The sequence below is a fragment of the Amycolatopsis sp. CFH S0740 genome (assembly GCF_004522315.1).
GTDB classification, from domain to species: Bacteria; Actinomycetota; Actinomycetes; order Mycobacteriales; family Pseudonocardiaceae; genus Amycolatopsis; species Amycolatopsis nivea.
Genome location: NZ_SDLS01000019.1, coordinates 60,987 through 79,990 on the forward strand (window position 1 = coordinate 60,987; position 19,004 = coordinate 79,990).

Below are 19,004 nucleotides of genomic sequence, written 5' to 3' on the forward strand. Positions count from 1 at the left end.
GAATAGCACGCGCGTGACAAGTCATGAGCCAGGTGACCCTTTTATGCCAGGACATTCCGGCCGGTGTGACAAAGAAATGTCCGGGAGGTGGTGCGCGGGCAATCGCGGCGGTATTTTCCGGAAACATTGTCCCGATTCCCCGAGGTGACGAGCCGTGAAGTTTCCGTGGAAGTCGAGAAAAGCGGCCGGTGCGCTGGCCGCCCTGACCGTCGCGAGCGCCGCGGCGGCCGCCACGCTGGCCGGGGCCGGGCTGTCGCAAGCCGCGCCGGCCAGCCTGACCCTGAACTACACCTGCCCGTTCCCGCTCATCGGCGACCAGGTGCTCGCGGTGAAGATCGACACCAACCTGCCGGACAACGCGGTCGCGGGTTCGGCGTCCACCCCGATCAAGTTCGACGTGGACGTCACCGTCCCGGAGACCGCGACCGAAGGCCTTGCGCTGGTCGGCGCCACGACCTTGGACGGTTCGGCCAAGGCAGCGGCCCAACTCAAGTATCCCGTCGACAAGACGCTCAACCTCGGCCTCCCGCTCACGATCCCCTCGACGCCGGTGCCGCCGTCTGGCGCGTTCCACGTCAAGACCAGCGGCCAGGCCCCGGCCGTGACGTTCCCCAGCGCGGGCACCGCGTCGGTGACCGTCGGGAACTTCAGCACGACGATGACCCCGCGCACCGCGTCCGGCCAGCCCACCGACCTCGGCACGTTCACCTCGGACTGCGTCGTCGTCCCCGGCCAGAACCAGCAGCTGGGCACCTTCGAGATCAAGCCCGGCGGCGGCACGACGACGCCGACCTCCCCGACTTCCTCGACCTCCTCGACCGTGCCGACCTCGTCCACCGAGCCGACCCAGCCCACCTCACCGACCTCGCCAACGTCACCGACGTCGTCCACCGAGCCCACTCAGCCGACGTCTCCGACCGAGCCCACGTCGACGCAGCCGACTTCGCCCACCCAGCCGACGTCGTCCACGGAACCGACGCAGCCCACTTCCTCGACCCAGCCGACGTCCTCCGCGGAACCGACGCAGCCCACGTCGCCAACCTCACCGACGTCGTCCACCGAGCCGACGCAGCCCACCTCGCCAACCTCACCGACGTCGTCGACCGAGCCGACCCAGCCCACGTCCTCGACCCAACCGACCTCGCCGACCTCCTCCACCGAACCAACCCAGCCGACGTCCCCGACCCAGCCGACGTCCCCGACCCAATCCACGGAACCGACCACCCAGCCGACCCAGCCCACCACCACGCCGCCGGGCAGCACCTCCTTCACCTACTCGCTCCGCGGCAAAACCACGCTCAAGCAACTGCACGCCACCCTGCCGCTCGGCCCCGGCAAGCTCGAAGCGAAACTCGACGCGGCCGCGGGCACGTTCGACGCCCGGTTCGCGCTGCCCGCGTCGGACGTGCACTTCCGGCTGTTCGGCTTCCTCCCCGCCTCCGCGACGGTCAAGCTGAGCCAGGCCGGCGCGATCGACGGCACCCTCGCCAACGGGACGGCCAAGGCGAACGCCAAGGTGGACGTTCGGCTCGCCAAGGTGCGCCTGCTCGGCTTCCCGGTCATGACCTCGAACTCCTGCCGCACGAAAACTCCGGCCGTGGTGCCGCTCGCGTCGGCGTCCGGGTTCGACCCCGCCGCGGGCGGCAAGCTGACCGCGACCTACGCCATTCCGGCATTCACCGGCTGCGGTTTCCTGACCGGGCTGATCACCGATCTCGCCTCCGGTCCGGGCAACAAACTGGACGTGACGCTCACCCGGAAGTGAATTCGTCCCGCGAAAACGCCGACCGGCGTGACAAGAACGCGAAAATCCTTGTGCGGCAACGAGAATCGGCATTAGCTTCGGAAAGGATCGCCTTCGATGAGGAAGTCCGAATGTCTGCGCTGACCCGGTTCTCGCTGCCGCTGGTGCTGGTGCTGGCCGCGTTCTCGCTGGGCTCCGCGCAAGCCGCGCCCGGCGACAACGCGCCAGCACCGGCGCCCGCTGCCGTCAATTTCCCCGTCGGGTTCTATGTCGGCGACGCACAGCAGCCCACCACCAGCCACGTCGCGAAGCTGGGTTCGGACATCAGCTTTCCGCAGGGCCGGTTCGACGGCGCCCTGCTCGGCCTCAGCGGCCGCGTGCCGCTGACCGGCAAGCTCAGCATCCCCGTGACCGAAAGCTATTTCGTCGCCTTCCGCTTCATGCCCGCCACCGGCACGGTCGAGCTCGTCCCGGACGGCGACGTCACCGGCACCACCCAGGTGCTGACCGGCAAGGACACCAACTGCAAGCAGACGGGGACCAACCTCTGCGCCGATTCCGAGGTCACCGCGAAGGTCTTCGTGAAGCTGTCGAACGTCAAAGTGGACGGCAAGCCGCTCGACGTCGGCCCGGACTGCCGCACCGCGCAGCCCGCCGAGGTGACCCTGAAAGCCTTGCTGCCGCTGGCTTTCCCCGCACTGCCGGCGAAGGTGACGACCACCTTCACGACGCCGCCGTTCGCCGGCTGCGTCGGCCATGAGGACTACAGCCGCCTGTTCACCGGGCTGGTTTCCGGGCCGGGCAACACTTTGACGACCGATCTGGTGCTCCGCTGCGTCGGCAGCTCGGGCCCGAACGGGTGCGGGACGGCGCCGTGACGACCCTGCTGACCCAGCTCCCGCAGCGAGCGGCGAGCGGCCTGCGCGAGTTCGGCCGGATGTGCGCGATGGGGCTGGACATCATTCTCGCGATGTTCCGCCGTCCCTACCAGGTCCGGGAATTCGTGCAGCAGTTCTGGTTCATCGCCAGCGTGTCCATCTCGCCGGCGATCCTCGTTTCCATCCCGTTCGGCGCGGTGATCTCGCTGCAGCTCGGCTCGCTCACCAGCCAGATCGGCGCGCAGCAGTTCAACGGCGCGGCGAGCGTGCTGGCCGTCGTGCAGCAGGCCAGCCCGATCGTCACGACGCTGATCATCTCCGGCGCGGGCGGCAGCGCGATCTGCGCCGACCTCGGCGCGCGCACCATCCGCGAGGAGATCGACGCGATGGAGGTGCTCGGCGTTTCGGTGATCCAGCGGCTGGTCGTGCCGCGCGTGCAGGCGGCGGTTCTCGCGTGCGTCCTGCTCAACGGACTGGTCAGCGTGGTCGGCGTGCTCGGCGGCTACTTCTTCAACGTCATCGTCCAGGGCGGCACTCCCGGCGCCTATCTGGCCAGCTTCAACGCGCTCGCGCAGCTGTCCGATCTCGTTGCCAGCTCGGTGAAAGCGGTCATCTTCGGCTTCCTCGCCGGGGTGGTGGCGTCCTATCGCGGCCTGAACCCGAAGGGCGGGCCGAAGGGGGTCGGCGACGTCGTCAACCAGTCGGTCGTCATCACGTTCCTGCTGCTGTTCTTCGTCAACACCGTGCTGACCGCCCTGTACCTGCAACTCGTTCCGGCGAAGGGAACCTGAGTGGTCAACCTCAGCAAGCCCGGCGACAAGCTGTTCGACCTCGGCGACCAGCTGCTGTTCTACGTCCGCGCGCTCGCGGCCGTCCCGCTCGCGGTGACCCGCTACTCGCGCGAGGTCGTGCGGCTGCTGGCCGAGGTGACGTTCGGCAGCGGCGCGCTCGCGGTGATCGGCGGCACGATCGGCGTGATGGTCGGGCTGTGCGTGTTCACCGGCGTCACGGTGGGGCTGCAGGGATTCAGCGCGCTCAACCAGATCAACATCTCGGCGATGACGGGCTTCCTCACCGCGTACTTCAACACCCGGGAGATCGCGCCGCTCGTCGCCGGGCTCGCGCTTTCGTCCACAGTGGGCAGCGGGTTCACCGCCCAGCTCGGCGCGATGCGGATCTCCGAGGAAATCGACGCGCTCGAGGTGATGGCCGTGCGGAGCATGCCGTACCTGGTGACGACGCGGATCGTCGCCGGGTTCGTCGCGATCATCCCGCTGTACGTCATCGGTTTGCTGATCTCCTACCTCGGCTCCCGGCTGACCACGGTCGTCTTCTTCGGACAGTCCGGCGGCACCTACGACCATTACTTCACGCTGTTCCTGCCGCCGGGCGACGTGCTGTGGTCCTTCGGGAAAGTGCTGGTCTTCAGCGTCGGCGTGATCCTCACGCACTGTTTCTACGGTTACCGCGCGAGCGGCGGACCGGCCGGCGTCGGCGTCGCGGTGGGCCGGGCCGTGCGGACGTCCATCGTGCTGATCAGCGTGCTCGACCTGTTCCTCTCGCTCGCGATCTGGGGCGCGACCACCACGGTCAAGGTGTCCGGATGAACCGGGCGGCCACGCAGCTGGCCGGGGTCGCGTTCCTCGGCGTGCTCGCCCTGCTCGGGTACCTCGCGGTGGCGATCTACGACAAGGATTTCGACGACTCGGTGCTGGTCACGCTGGAGGCGGACCGGGTCGGCAGCCAGCTCGCGCCGACGGCCGAGGTGAAGGTCAAGGGGGTGCCCTTCGGCGAGGTCCGGGCGGTGCGCAGCACGCCGTCCGGAGCCGAGATCGACCTGGCCCTCGACCCGGCGAAGATCGGGCAGCTGCCGGGCAACGTCTCCGCGCGGCTGCTGCCGAAGACGGTGTTCGGCGAGCGGTACGTCAACCTCGTGCTGCCCGCTCGCCCGGTCGGCGCGCTGCGTGCGGGCGACGTCATCACACAGGACCGCTCGGCCAACGCGATCGAACTGGAGCGCGTGCTGGGCGATCTGCTGCCGCTGCTGCGGGCGGTCCAGCCGGAGAAGCTGAACAGCTCGCTCGGCGCGATCTCGCTCGCCCTCGACAACCGCGGGAAACCGCTCGGCGACAGCATCGTGCAGCTGCAGGACCTGCTGGCCAAGCTGAACCCGTTGCTGCCGCAGTTCAAGGCGGACATCACCGGACTCGCCGACGCCGCCGACGTCTACACCGGCGCGGCGCCGGACATCCTCCAGGCCTTGAGCGATTTGTCGACTACCGCGAAGACCATTGTGGACACTCGCGCCGACCTGGGCAGTCTCTACTCGAGCGTGACCGGGGCAGCCGGGAACCTGAACGATTTCCTGCGGAAGAACGCGGACAACCTCATCGGGGTGTCCGCCGCGAGCAGGCCGTCGCTGGAGCTGCTGTCGCGGTACTCGCCCGAGTTTCCGTGCCTGTTCGACGCCGTCAACCGGCTCAAGCCGTTGATGGAGAAGGCGCTTGGCAAGGGAACGAACGAACCGGGCCTGCACGTGACGCTGACCGTGCAGGACCCGCGCGACAAGTACGTGCCCGGCCGCGACAGCCCGCGCTACGACGCGACCGGCGGCCCGAAGTGCTACGGCGGCGGCGCGGCTCCGGGAGGCGATCTCGGCCCGGCCAACTCGCCGGGGGAGCGCCAGCTGGTTGCCGAACTTTTACGGCCCTCGTTGGGGGAAGTGCCGGATTGGAGCAGTGTCCTCATCGGACCGGCACTGCGCGGAACGGAGGTGACTGTCCGATGAGGAGCACTGTCTGGCGCCGCACTCGCCCAGCCCGAAGCGGACTCCCGACCGGTACTCGCGGCCTGCCGTTCGTGAGGGGAACCCTGAGGGAATCAGATTCCCTCAGGGTTCCCCTCACGAACCGTCGCCGAGCCGGATCGACGCGCGTCGCCTTGAGCTCCGGGGATTGCCGATGAGGAGCGTCGTGGGGCCTGCGTTCAAGGGGTTGCTTTTCTTTGTCGTCACCGTGTGCGCCACCGCGGTGCTGGCGATCACGATCGCGAACTCGGGCGTCGGCACGACGGTCGGCTACACCGCCCGCTTCACCGACGCGACCTCGGTCAACCCCGGCGACGAGGTCCGGATGGCCGGCGTGCGGATCGGCCAGGTCGACGAGGTGCGCGTGGTCGAGCACCGGCTCGCCGACGTCACCTTCTCCGTCGACCGGACCCACCGGCTCACCGCCGCGGCCTCGGTCGTGATCCGCTACCGCAACCTGGTCGGGCAGCGCTACCTCTCGGTCGACCCCGGCGCCGCCGAAACGGCCCCGGTGCTCGGCGACGGCGCGCTGATCCCGCCGGACAAGACGAAACCGGCGCTCGACCTGACCACGTTGTTCAACGGCTTCAAACCGCTTTTCCAAGCCCTGTCGCCAAAAGACGTCAACCAGCTGTCCTTCGAGATCATCCAGGTCCTGCAAGGCGAGGGCAGCACGATCGAAAGCCTGCTGCAGCACACGGCGTCGCTGACGTCCACCTTGGCCGGAAAGGACGCGGTCATCGGCAAAGTGATCGGCAACCTCAACACGCTCCTCGACACCGTGAACGCGCAGGGCGACCAGTTCGACGCGCTCGTGGACACGACAGCACAACTGGTCACCGGCCTCGCCGCGGACGCGAAACCGATCGGCCAGGCCATCGGCGGCCTCGGCGAACTCACGACATCCACCGCCGGGCTGCTGCAGGACGGCCGCCAGCCGCTCAAGGACAGCATCTCCGCGCTCGGCGACCTGTCCAAGAACCTCGCCGACAACACCCCGGTGTTCGAGCAGTTCCTCGCCAACCTGCCGAAGAAACTCGACCGCATCGGCACGATCTTCTCCTACGGCTCCTGGGCGAACTTCTACCTCTGCTCCGTGCAGACCGACGCGAAGCCCGCGCCGGGCGGACCGATGCCTGGCATTCCGGTGACCGCTGCGAGGTGCCGGTGAAACCGCCGCGCATCAAGCCGTTCCGGCTGCGCAACCCCATCGCTGTCGGTGCGGTGACCGCGCTGGTCATGGCGCTGATCGGCACCGCGACCTTCTTCTCCGACGACCTGCCGATCATCGGCGGCGGCACGACTTACAAGGCGGAGTTCCGCGAGGCCGCCGGGCTCCGGCCGAACGATGAGGTCCGGGTCGCCGGGGTGAAGGTCGGCGAGGTCACCGAGGTCGGGCTGGCGGGCGACCACGTCGAGGTGCTGTTCCGTGTCAAGGACGCCTGGGTGGGCAACCGGACGACTGCGGCGATCAAGATCAAGACCCTGCTGGGCCAGAAGAACCTCGTGCTGGACCCGGTCGGCAACGGCGAGCTGAACCCGGACCAGCCGATCCCGGTCGAGCGCACGAGTTCGCCGTACGACGTCACCGCGGTTTTCAACGACCTGGCCGGAACCGTCGGAGCCATCGACACCGGCCAGCTGGCACAGGCGTTCCGCACGCTGTCCGAGACGCTCGGCGCGTCGGCGCCCAGCGACGTCCGGACCGCGTTCAACGGGATCGCCGCCCTGTCCCAAACACTCGCGTCCCGCGACGACGAGCTGGTGAAGCTGTTCCAGAACACCAACAAGGTCTCGAAGACGCTCGGCGAGCGCTCCGGTCAGATCCAGGCCCTCATCCGCGACGGCACCACGCTGCTCAAGGAACTGAACGACCGCAAGGACGCGATCGCGAAGCTGTTCAGCGGTATCAAGAACCTGTCGATCCAGCTGCGCGGACTGGTCGCGGAGAACCAGAAGACCCTGGGTCCCGCACTCGACCAGCTCGACCGCGTCGCGACCGTGCTCCAGCGGAACCAGGGGCGGCTCGAAGACAGCCTCCGCCTGGCCGGACCGTTCTACCGGCTGCTCGGCAACGCCGTCGGCAACGGCCGCTGGATCGACACCTATCTGTGCGGGCTCGTCCCGAACGGCGCCGCACCGGGCAGCTGCCTGCCACCGAAGAACGGGGGACGCTGATGGCGCATCAGCTCATCGACCTGGGAGCCCACGCGCGACGGCGGGCCCGGCTGCGCGCGCTCGCGCTCGGCGTGGTGTGCGCGCTCCTGGTCACGGCGGGATGGCAGCTGGCGACCGCGCCGCGCGAGCGCACTGTCACCGCGTATTTCAGCGCCGCCGTCGGCATCTACCCGAACTCGGACGTGCGCGTCCTCGGGGTCGCCATCGGCTCGGTGTCCCAAGTGGAGCCGAACGGCACCGACGTCAAAGTGACCATGACGCTCAAGCCCGACGTGCGGTTGCCCGCGAACGCCGGCGCGGTCGTCATCACGCCCAGCCTGGTCGCCGACCGGTACGTGCAGCTCACGCCCGTCTTCACCGGCGGGCCCGAGCTGCCCGACGGCGCGTCGATCCCGCGCGAGCGCACCGCGACGCCGGTCGAGGTCGACGATCTGCTGCGCAGCCTCAACCAGCTGATGGCGGCGCTCGGCCCACAGGGCGCCAACAAGGACGGCGCGGTCAGCGACGTCGTCACGAAGTCGGCCGCGTACCTCGACGGCAACGGCGCGACGATCGGGCAGGCGATCAAGAATCTCGGCGAATTCGCCCGCGCGGCGAGCGATTCCAAGGACGACCTGTTCAGCTCGGTGGACAACATCAGCAAGTTCACCGCGATGCTCGCGGCGAACGACGGCCAGGTGAAGCAGGCTATCGCGCAGATCTCGTCGCTCAGCAAGGTCCTCGCCGACCAGCGCGACCAGTTCTCCGGCGCGCTGACCGAACTGACCCAGGCGCTCGGCGTCGTGCAGGGATTCATCAAGGACAACCGGGGCAAGGTCCAGTCCGATGTGGACAAACTGGCCGGGGTCACGAAGGTGCTGGTGAACCAGAAGGACTCGCTCGCCGAGGCGCTGAGCGCCGCCCCGAACGCGCTGACCAACCTGCTCGGAGCCTACGACCCGGACGCCGGCGTCATCGACGGCCGCGGCAACCTCCTCGAATTCCCGGAGACGAAATGAAATCCCTGGCGAAGGCCGCCGCGGTGCTGACGCTGGTCCTGGTCACCACCGGATGCGGGACCGGGGTGAGCGTGTACGACCTCCCGCTGCCCGGCGGCGCCGCGCTCGGCGACCACCCGATCCACGTCACCGCGAGCTTCGCCGACGTGCTGGACCTCGTGCCGCAGTCCGGCGTCAAGGTCAACGACGTGCCGGTCGGCCAGGTCACCAAGGTGCGGCTCGCGCCGGACGGGCACAGCGCGATCGTGGACCTGGTGCTCAACGGCGACGTCGACCTGCCCGCCAACGCCGTCGCGCGGCTGCGGCAGGCCAGCATCCTCGGCGAGAAGTTCGTCGAACTGGCCCCGCCGCCCGACGCGACCCCGACAGGCAGGCTGGTGGACCGCGCGGTCATCCCGCTCGACCGCTCCACACTGACCCCGCAGATCGAGGAGGTCTTCGGCGCGCTTTCCCTGCTGCTCAACGGCGGCGGCGTGGCACAAGTCCAGAACATCAGCCATCAGCTCAACGCGGCGCTCGGCGGCAAGGAAACCGCGGCCCGCAGCCTGCTGTCCAGTTTGGACACGCTGGTGAAGGGGCTCGACGAACAACGCGGCGAGATCACCCGGGCGATCGAGAGCGTCAACCGGCTCGCCGAAACGCTGAACGCGCACACCGACCAGATCGCCACGACGCTCAACGGCCTGACCCCGGGCATCAGCGTGCTCAACCAGCAACGGGAGGCGCTGGTCGGGATGCTCAAATCGCTCGACGGGCTGACCTCGGTCGCCGTCACCACGGTCAACCGCAGCAAGGACGACCTGGTCGCCGACCTCCAGGCCCTCGCGCCCCTGCTGCGGCGGCTGGCCGATTCCGGGGACAAGCTGCCGAAGGCGATGGAGATGATCTTCACCTTCCCGTTCCCGGACGCGACGCTGGACGCGATCCGCGGCGACTACCTCAACGGCTTCCTGAAGACAGGCCACTGATGCTGACCCGGTTCGTGCGCGTCCAGGTGACGCTGTTCGTCGTCATCGCCGTTGTCGGCGTGGCCTACGTCGGGGCCACTTATGCCGGTCTGGACAAGGTGTTTTTCGGCCGCGGTTACACCGTGAAGGCGCAATTCCCCACTGGCGGCGGCATTTTCACCAACGCCGAGGTCACGTATCGGGGAGTGCCGATCGGCCGGGTCGGGCAGCTCCGGCTCACGTCCGCTGGAATGGAAGCGGATCTCGAGATCGATTCCGGCACCGCATCCGTCCCCGCCGACACCGAGGCCGTCGTCGCCGATCGGTCGGCAGTCGGCGAGCAGTACGTCGACCTGCGGCCGCGCACCGCTGGCGGGCCGATGCTGCACGACGGTTCGGTGATCACCCAGGACAACACGAAAATCCCGCTTCCGGTGGACACTGTGCTGTCTACTGTGGACTCTTTCGCGTCGTCGGTGCCCAAGCCCGCCCTGCGCACCGTCGTCGACGAGCTGTACAACGCGACGTCCGGCGCCGGTCCCGCGCTGGACCAGCTGGTCGGCCGCGGCATCGAGTTCGTGCAAGCCGCGAGCGCGCACGTCGCGCCCCTGACCCAGCTCGTCACCGACGCACACACCGTGCTGGACACCCAGGCGCAGCAGGCGGACGCGATCCGCAGCTTCGGCGCCAACGCCAAACTGCTCGCATCGACGTTGAAGCAATCCGACGGAGACCTCCGCAAGCTCATTCCGGCAGTGCCCGCCGCGGCGAACGAGGTGGGTTCGCTGATCCGCGACTCCGGGCCGCAGCTGGGCGTGCTGCTCGCGAACCTGCTCACCACCGCGGACGTCCTCGAATCCCGGCAAAGCGGGATCCGGCAGCTGCTGATCACCGCGCCGCGGGCAGTCGGCGCGGCCAGCGCGGTCGTCCGGCCGGACGGGGCGCATTTCGGACTGTCGCTGTCGTTCTTCGACCCGCCGCCGTGCACGACGGGATACACGACGCCGTACCGCGACGGTCTCGACACCTCGACCAGACCGCTGAACACCGCCGCACGCTGCGCGCTGCCGAAGGGCGATCCGACGAGCGTGCGCGGCTCGCAGAACGCACCGGGAGGACAGCCGTGAGGATTTTCGCGTCGCTGGCCCAGATCGCCGCGGCCCTCGCGACCGCGGCGGCCGGCTGGACCGGGTACACCTGGTGGCAAGCCGCGCACGATGACGGCGTCGCGCGCGCGGTCGTCCGGGAGGATGCCTTGCAAGCCGGGCGTTCCGCGATCGCCGGACTGACCACTTTGGACTACCGGCAGGCGGCGGCCGGATACCAGCATTGGCTGGACGTGTCCGGCGGCGCACTGCACGACGAGCTGGCGCAAGACCGCCAAGGCAGCCTCGACCGGATCGCCCAGGCGAAAACCGTCACCACCGGGAAGGTGACCGACGCCGCGGTGACCGAAGTGGACACTGGCGCGGGCACGGCGAAGCTGATCACCTCCGTGGAACTGGTCGTGACGCCCGCCGGTCAGGAGGCGGTGACCAAACGGTCCCGGTTCCAGGCCGAGCTGACCCGCGCTCCGGACGGATGGCGGGTGACCGCGCTAGGCCAAGTCCCGGCAGGGGAGACACCGTGACCACGCGAACGAAGAAGCGGACCGTGAAAGTAGCCGGACGCCACGGTGATCCGGCACCGGAACCGGACGACACCGTCGAAGAGCCAGCGGCACCGGTCGAGGAGCCAGCTTCGCCGCCGCGGAAACGCCGAGCACCACTGGTTTTCGCGGCCGTCGCGGTCGTGATGGCCGCGCTGGCGGTGTGGTTCACCGTCGAGGCGCGCGACACGAACGCGGTGGTGGCGCACAACACCGCGTTGTCCGACGTGTCGGGCACCGCGGACGCGGGCAAACAGATCAGCGCCGCGCTCGGCACGCTTTTCTCCTACCGCTACGACGATCCGGCCCGCAACGACCGGGCGGCCAAGGACCTGCTGACCGGGTCCGCGCTCACCCAGTACACCCGGTTGTTCGGCCAGGTCCGCCAGCTCGCCGCCGAACAGAAGCTCGTCGTGACCTCGACCGCCGTCGCGTCCGGGGTGAAGGCCCTGGACGGCGATCGCGCGGCCCTGCTGGTGTTCCTCGACCAGACCGGCACGCGCGGCGACGGGCAGCGCAGCACCGGGGCCGCGCAGCTGAGCGTCACCGCCGAGCGGATCGACGGGAAGTGGCGGATCACCGGGATGTCCGCCGCCTGAACGCTCCGGCAAAGTGCGTGAGGGGAACCCTGCGGGAATCAGATTCCGTCAGGGTTCCCCTCACGCATCTCCGCGCCGGGGCAGCGTTCAGACCAGGGTCGCGCGGAGGGCGAGGATCAGCTCGAAACGGTCGTCCGGGTCCCACAACCGGCCCTCGAACATCGTCTCCAGCTCCTGGGCGCGAGCGCGCACGGTCTGCGGATGGATCGCCAGCCGGTCCGCCACCTCGCGGACGTTCCCGCGCGTCTCCAGCCAGGCCAGCAACGTCCTGGCCAACCGGCTGTACTGCTTCGCCGTCAAGGCGGCCAGCGGAGCCAGCCTGCGGCGGGAGACATTCGCCGGGAGCAATGGATCCTTGTGCAGCAACAGGGTTGAGAGATGATCCGCGCACCAGGTCAGCGGCTTGTCGGGGAGCACGTTGGCGGCGACCAGTTGCAACGCCTCCCGGGCCGCCGTCAGCGAGCGGCCCGCGCGGTGCGGGGGCACCGGCGGGCCGACTGCCGCCCGATGTCCGGACAAGGCGTCGGCGAGCGGGCCTCGTTCCTCGGGCATCGCCAGCAACAGCCGCGGTGCCGCGTCTTCGAGGTCTTCGAGAGCGTCGAGCCCGACGACGTCGGCCGGTCCGTCGAAAGCGACCGCGACCAACCGCCCTGGCAACGGCCACGCCGCGTCCGAGGCGGCTTCCTCGAGGATCTGGATGGGGGTCGGCGGGTCGGAGAGCAGCAGATCCAGCAGCCGGCGCCGGCGGCGTTCCCGCGCGCCCGTCGCCCGAGCCCGTGCGGCTGCGTGTCCTTCCACCGACAACGCCGACAGCTCGTCGATGTAGGCGAAAATCGCTTCGGCCAGCAGGCACAATGTCGCCGACGGCACCCCGGCCCGGGTGCCGACCTCGGCCATCCGCCGCCAGGTCACGCGCGCGCCGACCCGGTACGCCGCTTGCAGGACGTCGAGGTTGCGGCCCTGCTCGAACTCGTGCACGCCCAGTGCGACGAACACCCTCCGGCGGTCGTCGGCCACCGCGCCCGCCGCCGCGATCCGGTCGACGAACTGCAGGAGCGCCGTCTGCACGCCGCCGCGCAGAGCTTTGCCGAACGGACCTTCGAGGGGTTGCGCGTAGCCGGGCACGGTGCGTTGGATTTCGCGCAGCACCTCGTCGGCGACGTCCAGCAGCCGAGGCCGGAAAACGGCGGCCAGTTCGCGGGGGAGCATCGCCCACAGCCGCCCCGGCCGTCCGTCTCCGCTCAGCATCGGTCCGAAGGCTGTCTCGCCGGACAGTCCTGTCACATGCCTCACCACTTCGCTGGGATGACGCGGTTCAGGAGCCGAGCAGCGCTTCCGCGCGCAGGGCGATCTCCAGGTCGAGCCGGTCGTCGGCGTTGTCGAGCCGCGCGCCGAACAGTTCGGTGAGCTGGTGCATGCGGTACCGGACGGTCTGCGGATGCACCTTGAGGATCTTCGCGATCTCGGGCGCGCTGCCCCGGGACTGCAGCCAGATCAGCAGGGTCTCGCCGAGCCGTGCGCGCTGTTTCGGCGTGAGGTCCCGGAACGGCTCCAGGCTGCGCTCGCACAGTTCGCGGACCAGGAATTCGTCGGCGAGAAGCCACAGCGTCGACAGGTGGTCCGCGCAGTGCGTGACCGGCGCGTCCGGCAGCACGCCGCGCTGGACCAGCCGCAGCGTCCGGCGCGCCCAGAGCAGCGACCGGGGCGCGTCGGCGAGCCGGACGGCGGGGCCGAGCACCGCGCGCCAGCCGGGCAGCCGCTCGGCGAGGTCGGCCAGATGCTCGTCCGGGGCTCCGGTGACCAGGCACGGTTCGGCGCCTTCGAAGTCGACGAGGACGTCCGGATGGAGGTCGGGGGTGGCGAGGCGATGCTGCCCGGAACGCGGTTCGAGGGCGACGACAGTGACCTCTTCCGGGAGCGCCCACTGCGCGGCGGCGGCCTGCGCGGCGATGGTCTGCGGCGCGGACGGCGGATCGGCGAGCAGCAGGTCGAGCAGCCGGCGCCGGCGGCGGGCCAGATTCCCGGCCGCGCGGGTCTGCGCCGCCGTGTAGCCCTCGATCGACAGCGCGGAGATCTCGTCGACGTAGGCGAAAATGGCTTCCGCGCTGGTGCAGAGCGTTTCCGCGGGGAGCCCGGCGGTCTGCCCGAACTCCGAGAGGTGCCGCCACGCCACCCGCCCGCCGACCCGGTAAGCGGTCTGCAGGCAGTCGAGGCTGCGGCCCTCGGCGAACTCGATCTTGCCCAGGTCGCGGAAGACCGCCGACCAGGCGGCGGCGGGAGCGGCCGCGGGCTTGCCGACGCTGTCGAGGCACTGCACGATCGCCTGCCGCACGCCCTGGGTGATGACGTGCCCGAACGCGCCTTCGATCGGCTGCCGGTACTCCGGCACCGCCAGCTGGACCTCGCGCAGGATGGCCGTCGCCAGCGGATCGACCCGCGGCGTGAAGCGGACCGCCAGCTCGCGGGGGAGCGACGCCCACAGCCCGAGCGCGCTGGAAGCCCGGACCGGCCGGGTTTCCGCGGGGCTCCGGGGGGCGGGCGGGACCGGCCCGGAACGCGGGCGGGCGGAAGGTCCGGCAGTGCGTTCGCCGGGGTGCGGCCGGTAGCCCAGCGGTGCGGGACGGACGAACCCGGAGTCCACGTCGGTCATGTTTTTATCCTTGCTGGCAACAAAACCGGCCTCTTCGCGGTCGAAGCCGATCCAGATTTTGCGGCACAGGCAACATAATTTCCCCGGAACGGCACTGTCAACGGGCCGGTGACCGCCGGGTCCGTCGCCCGTCCGGACTACACCCGAACGGGTGGAAACACCTGGGTGGAGGTGATACCTCCGGACGCCGCGAATGCTATCCGGATGACAATTTTCCGGCGGGCCTTTTCGCGTCCCCGCTCGAGGCGGCGAGCCGGGCGGCGACGTCGGCGACGGTGAGCCGCGCGGGCTCGGTGTCGGCGAGGAACTCGTTGAGCAGCAGGCAAAACCCGTCCGGGTCGGCCACGTGTGGAAAGTGTTTCGCGTTTTCCTGGACGACGAGCCTGCTGTGCGGCAGGAGCTCGGCGGTCCGCCGCCCGTGCGCGACCGGGATGAGCGGGTCGCGCGCGCCCCAGACCAGCAGCATCGGCACCGATTCGGCCAGGTACAGCTTCTCCGCGGCGCTCGCGCGCTGGCCGCGCAGGTCGATCAGGCTGCCCGCGATGGACAGGAACGCCCGCCGCCGCCCGGGATCGGCGAGGGAGCCGAAATGCCGGGCCAGCTCTCGTGTTTCAGTTTTCAATGACCCGCCGAGCCGCCTGCCGAGCCGCGCCGCCTCGCGGGCGAGCGCGAGCGTCGCCGGGTTGACGGCCAGCGCGAGGAAAGCGGCCGCGCCGGGCAACGCGGCGGCCCGGAGCGCCGGGCTCACCTCCGTGCCGAGCCCGGCGCTGCCGACCAGGACCAGCCGGTCGCACATTTCCGGGAATTGGTAGGAGAACTGCATCGCGATGCCGCCGCCCAGCGAATGCCCGACGACGGTCGCGTGCCGGACGCCGGACACCGCGAGCACATCCCGCACGATGCTCGCCATCGCGCCGAGCCCGTAGTCCGCGCGGGGTGCGTCCGAATCGCCGTGGCCGGGCAGATCCAGTGCCAGCACGCGGCGGTCGAAGGTGGCGCGGCGGTCGAAAACCGGGGTCCAGGTCGCCATGCTGCCCGCGATTCCGTGCAGCAGCACGACTGCTTCGTCGCCGGTGTCGGTGGCGGGCCGGTATTCGCGCAGCCGGACCCGTCGGCCGTGGAGGACGAGGGTGTACGTCTCGAGTGTCATCGGCAGCCTTTCTCGCGAATCCGAAATTAGGGCAGCCGCTCGCTTTCCCCGCTGTGGCAAACGCCACTTTCCGGGAATTCGGGACGCGCGTGACAGTAAAAGAAACGAAAAAACGTTCGCGGGTGCGGATTTTCCGGGACCGCCGAACGGCTTGTCGACATCGCGGCGGGGTCCGGGTCATCCTCGACGCATGGTCGCAATGACGCACCGGACGCACTGATGTCGTGCCGCGCGAGGATTCATTTCGCCCGCCAAGAGCACCGGCCGCCCTCGCCGCGGCCGCTCGGGAGACCGTGGCGGCGGGTGCTGCCAATGCCCGCGAGCAGGCTGGAGCGGGGCACCGGCCGGGGAATGCCCCGGATGACGACCGCGCGGCTGCTCCGCCTGTTCCGGCGCGCCCGGCGGCGCGGCCCTGGGGGCGCGCCACGCTTCGCTGAGGTCCGTGAAGGGCTCCTTGCCGGACTCAGATTCCCTCAAGGAGCCCTTCACGGACGTTCGCGGCGCAGGACCGCGCGCGTGGGCCGGTCGCGGGTTAGTTCTCCGTTGGACGGTGTGCCCGCATGAGGCGCTGGGCGCGCAGGGCGAGTTGCGTGCCGAGCCGGTCGTCGGTGTCCTTGGGCCGGTCGCCGAAAAGGAGTCCTTCACGGACGTTCGCGGCGCCGGAGCGCGCGCATGGACCGGTCGCCGGTCAGTTGTCCGTCGGACGGTGCGCCCGCATGAGGCGTTGGGCGCGCAGGGTGAGTTGCATGCCGAGCCAGTCGCCGAAAAGGAGTCCTTTACGGACGTTCGCGACACCGGGGCGCGCCCGTGGACTGGTCGCCGGTCAGTTGTCCGTCGGACGGTGTGCCCGCATGAGGCGCTGGGCGCGCAGGGCCAATTGCATGCCGAGCCGGTCATCGGCGTCCTTGAGCCGGTCGCCGAACAGCTCCTCCAGCTGCCGCAGCCGGTTGCGGACCGTCTGCGGGTGCACGCCGAGGCGCTGCGCGATCTCCGGCGCCCCGCCCCGGGTTTCCAGCCAGGCCAGCAGGGTTTCGCTCAGCCGGTCGCGTTGCTTGGCGCTCAGCGAGGCGAACGGGTCGAGGCTCTGCCGGGCCAGTTCGGCGGCCAGGAAGTCCTCGGCGAGCAGCCAGAGCGTGGCCAGGTGGTCGCGGCACCAGATGACCGGCCCGGGAGTTTCCGGCCCGGACAGCTGCAGCGCCCGGCGCGCGGTGCGCAACGCGGCCGGCGCGTCGGCCAGCGGCACGGTCGGCGACACCGCGGCCCGCCAGCCGCCGGGCATCGCCGCAAGCGGGGCCAGGTCGGCGTCCGGATCGACGGCGAGCAGATGCGGCTCCGGGCCGTCGAGGTCGGCGAGCACGCCGCCGCCGAGCAGTTCGGCCGGGAAGTCGCCGGCCTCGGGACCGCGCTCGAGGGCGACCATCGCGGCCGTTTCGGGCAGCGGCCAGCCCGCCCCGTTCGCCAGTTCGGCGATGCTGCTCGCCGCGCCTTCCGGGGCCTGGACGATCAGCTCCAGCAGCCGTCGCCGCCGGGCGGGCACGGCGCCCTCGGCGTCCGTTTGGGCCTGCTGGTAGCCGGCGATCGCGGTGGCGCACAGCTCGTCGACGTAGGCGAAGATCGCTTCCGCGCCGACCGAGATCACGGCCGGGTCGACGCCCGCGGCGACCACCGCGGGGTGCATCGCCCGCCACGCGACCCTGGCCCCGATCGTCGCGGTGTCCTGCAGCGCGTCGAGGTTGCGGCCCTCGCTGAACTCCATCGCGCCGCGGGCGCGGTAGAACGCGATCCACTGCTCGTGCGGCAGGTCCGGCGCGCCCATCGAGTCCACGCAGTGCAGCACCGCGTACTCGACGCTGCGGACCAGCACCTTCCCGAAAACCCCCTTGAGCGGCTGGCCGTAGGCCGGGACCGCGCGCTGGGTCTCCTGGATCATCGCGGCGGCGGCGTGCGCCGCGTGCGGGCGCAGGCACGCGCCGAGCGCGCGCGGCAGCGAGGCCAGCAGAGCGAAGCTGCGGTACTCGACCACGAATCCCCCTTCGAGGCGCTGGGACGGAGGGAGGTGAGCGTAGCTGAAAACGTGCGTCACTAAAAATGAACGATCGGCGCCCGAAAGAGCGACGCGAACCTGTCCTTTTGACACGGACGAGTGCGCGTTCTACGCTCCGTGCCAGCTGGTGCCGGTTATTCCTGAAACTTCAATTTCCGAGTGAGGGATTAAATCGCCATGCGCAGTTCCGCCGCTTCCGACGGCTCGGTGTGGGCGCGGATCCCGCGCCGGCTGGGCGACGCGGTGCGCCCGCGGATCCCGGAGATCGCCCGGGCGTGCGTCGACGCCATCGCCGCCGAGATCCCGGAATATTCCGGTTGCTTCGGCCGCGAACCCGGGCGGGGCGCCGCGATCGAGCAGACCCGGCGGGGGATCGAGCGGGACATCGACCGCGTGGGCGCTCCCGCGATGTGGCAGAGCGACCGGCTCGCCGATTTCCGCGCGCACGGGCGGACGGCGTTCCACGAGGGGCTCAGCCGGGAGTCGGTGCAGGCCGCGGTGCGCGTCGCGAGCCGGGTCATGTGGCGCTGGATCGCCGAAATAGCCCAGGAAACCGGCCTGTCCGGCGACGTCGTCTACGGGATGGCCGAGGGCATGCTCGGCGACGTCGAGACGGCGATGACGGCGGTCGCGGAGGGCTACAGCGCGGCCGAAGCGGAGCTGTCCGGCGACGGCGAGCGCAACCGCCGGGTGCTCCGCGCGTTGCTCGGCGACCGGCAACGGACCGAAGAGGACAGTCCGGCCGGGCTGCCCGAGCGGGTCGCGGCGGTGGTGTTCCGCGCGGTGCCGGGAGCGCCCGGGCTTCCGCCGGACCTGCTTCCGGACCACGTCATCGCGGACCTGGCGGGCGATCCGCCCGCGGCGCTCACCGCCGCGCCGGACGCCGACCTGGCGGGACTCGCCGGGCTGCCCGCGGGCTGGACCGCGGCGGTCGGCCCGCTGGTGCCGTCCGGCTCGGCAGCCGAATCGTTCCGGGTCGCCCGCCGCGCGGCCGGCCTGGCGGCCCGGGGGCTGCTGGACGCGCCGGGCCCGGTGGTCTGGTGCCGCGACCACGTGCCCGCCCTGTTGCTGCTCGCCGACGAATTCCTGGCGGCGCAGCTGGCCGAGACGACGCTGGCCCCGCTCGCCGGGCTTCCGGAGAAACGGCGCGAGCACCTGGCGGAGACGCTGCTGGCGCTGGTCCGGACGCGAGGCAGCGCCCCGGAGCTCGCGCGGATGCTGGACCTGCACCCGCAAACGATCCGCGCACGGCTGAAAACACTCGCGGAATTGTTCGGGAACCGATTGACCGACCCCGGCGAGCGGCTCCGGCTCGAGCTGGCGTTGCTGGCGGAACGGGCGCTCCCGGAGCGGGGCTGACGG

Annotated in this window: 17 protein-coding genes; 13 read left to right on the forward strand and 4 right to left on the reverse strand. The window is 70.3% G+C overall.

What is annotated here, in order from left to right; all coding sequences use genetic code 11:
* Positions 1–154: 154 nt before the first annotated feature.
* The 12 genes from EIZ45_RS28400 (at position 155) to EIZ45_RS28455 (ending at position 11,798) form a co-directional block, all read left to right on the forward strand.
* The gene (locus tag EIZ45_RS28400; protein ID WP_134666829.1) at positions 155–1,765 is read left to right on the forward strand and encodes a DUF6801 domain-containing protein; all 1,611 of its coding nucleotides are present in this window, start codon (positions 155–157) and stop codon (positions 1,763–1,765) included.
* A 110-nt stretch (positions 1,766–1,875) separates the two neighbouring features.
* A complete protein-coding gene (locus tag EIZ45_RS28405) occupies positions 1,876–2,622 on the forward strand; it encodes a hypothetical protein (protein ID WP_134666827.1) in 747 nt (248 codons plus the stop codon).
* Complete coding sequence (locus tag EIZ45_RS28410) at positions 2,619–3,413, forward strand: ABC transporter permease (RefSeq protein ID WP_134666825.1); 795 nt, start codon at positions 2,619–2,621, stop codon at positions 3,411–3,413. Before EIZ45_RS28405 ends, EIZ45_RS28410 begins: the two co-directional genes overlap by 4 nt.
* Positions 3,414–4,229 (forward strand): ABC transporter permease, encoded by an 816-nt coding sequence (locus EIZ45_RS28415; RefSeq protein WP_134666823.1) that lies wholly within the window; start codon positions 3,414–3,416, stop codon positions 4,227–4,229.
* Positions 4,226–5,410 carry an MCE family protein gene (locus EIZ45_RS28420; RefSeq protein WP_134666821.1) on the forward strand — a complete coding sequence of 395 codons (1,185 nt, stop codon included), beginning with the start codon at positions 4,226–4,228 and terminating at the stop codon, positions 5,408–5,410. Before EIZ45_RS28415 ends, EIZ45_RS28420 begins: the two co-directional genes overlap by 4 nt.
* Before the next feature lie 172 nt (positions 5,411–5,582).
* Positions 5,583–6,599: an MCE family protein gene (locus EIZ45_RS28425; RefSeq protein ID WP_134666819.1), complete on the forward strand. Its 1,017-nt coding sequence runs from the start codon at positions 5,583–5,585 to the stop codon at positions 6,597–6,599.
* Positions 6,596–7,606, forward strand: coding sequence for an MCE family protein (locus EIZ45_RS28430; RefSeq protein WP_240690791.1), 1,011 nt, complete (start codon positions 6,596–6,598; stop codon positions 7,604–7,606). Before EIZ45_RS28425 ends, EIZ45_RS28430 begins: the two co-directional genes overlap by 4 nt.
* Entirely contained in the window at positions 7,606–8,604 is a 999-nt protein-coding gene (locus EIZ45_RS28435) for an MCE family protein (protein WP_134666817.1), read from the forward strand. The genes EIZ45_RS28430 and EIZ45_RS28435 overlap by 1 nt, the downstream gene beginning before the upstream one ends.
* Entirely contained in the window at positions 8,601–9,572 is a 972-nt protein-coding gene (locus EIZ45_RS28440; protein WP_134666815.1) for an MCE family protein, read from the forward strand. Before EIZ45_RS28435 ends, EIZ45_RS28440 begins: the two co-directional genes overlap by 4 nt.
* Complete coding sequence (locus tag EIZ45_RS28445; RefSeq protein ID WP_134666813.1) at positions 9,572–10,678, forward strand: MlaD family protein; 1,107 nt, start codon at positions 9,572–9,574, stop codon at positions 10,676–10,678. Before EIZ45_RS28440 ends, EIZ45_RS28445 begins: the two co-directional genes overlap by 1 nt.
* Positions 10,675–11,181, forward strand: a complete 507-nt coding sequence (locus EIZ45_RS28450; RefSeq protein WP_134666811.1) for a hypothetical protein — start codon at positions 10,675–10,677, stop codon at positions 11,179–11,181. The genes EIZ45_RS28445 and EIZ45_RS28450 overlap by 4 nt, the downstream gene beginning before the upstream one ends.
* Positions 11,178–11,798, forward strand: a complete 621-nt coding sequence (locus EIZ45_RS28455; RefSeq protein ID WP_134666809.1) for a hypothetical protein — start codon at positions 11,178–11,180, stop codon at positions 11,796–11,798. The genes EIZ45_RS28450 and EIZ45_RS28455 overlap by 4 nt, the downstream gene beginning before the upstream one ends.
* A gap of 87 nt (positions 11,799–11,885) precedes the next feature.
* On the opposite strand, the gene EIZ45_RS28460 is transcribed toward EIZ45_RS28455, so the two are convergent.
* The 4 genes from EIZ45_RS28460 to EIZ45_RS28475 form a co-directional block, all read right to left on the reverse strand.
* Positions 11,886–13,082 carry a CdaR family transcriptional regulator gene (locus EIZ45_RS28460; RefSeq protein WP_134666807.1) on the reverse strand — a complete coding sequence of 399 codons (1,197 nt, stop codon included), beginning with the start codon at positions 13,080–13,082 and terminating at the stop codon, positions 11,886–11,888.
* Between the two features lie 31 nt (positions 13,083–13,113).
* Entirely contained in the window at positions 13,114–14,448 is a 1,335-nt protein-coding gene (locus tag EIZ45_RS28465; RefSeq protein WP_134666805.1) for a helix-turn-helix domain-containing protein, read from the reverse strand.
* 196 nt (positions 14,449–14,644) lie between these two features.
* Entirely contained in the window at positions 14,645–15,598 is a 954-nt protein-coding gene (locus tag EIZ45_RS28470) for an alpha/beta fold hydrolase (protein WP_134666803.1), read from the reverse strand.
* Positions 15,599–16,421: 823 nt separating this feature from the next.
* Entirely contained in the window at positions 16,422–17,621 is a 1,200-nt protein-coding gene (locus EIZ45_RS28475; RefSeq protein ID WP_134666801.1) for a CdaR family transcriptional regulator, read from the reverse strand.
* A gap of 198 nt (positions 17,622–17,819) precedes the next feature.
* Here EIZ45_RS28475 and EIZ45_RS28480 point away from each other — a divergent pair, with 198 nt between their 5' ends.
* Positions 17,820–19,001, forward strand: coding sequence for a helix-turn-helix domain-containing protein (locus EIZ45_RS28480; RefSeq protein ID WP_134666799.1), 1,182 nt, complete (start codon positions 17,820–17,822; stop codon positions 18,999–19,001).
* The last annotated feature ends 3 nt before the right edge of the window (positions 19,002–19,004 follow it).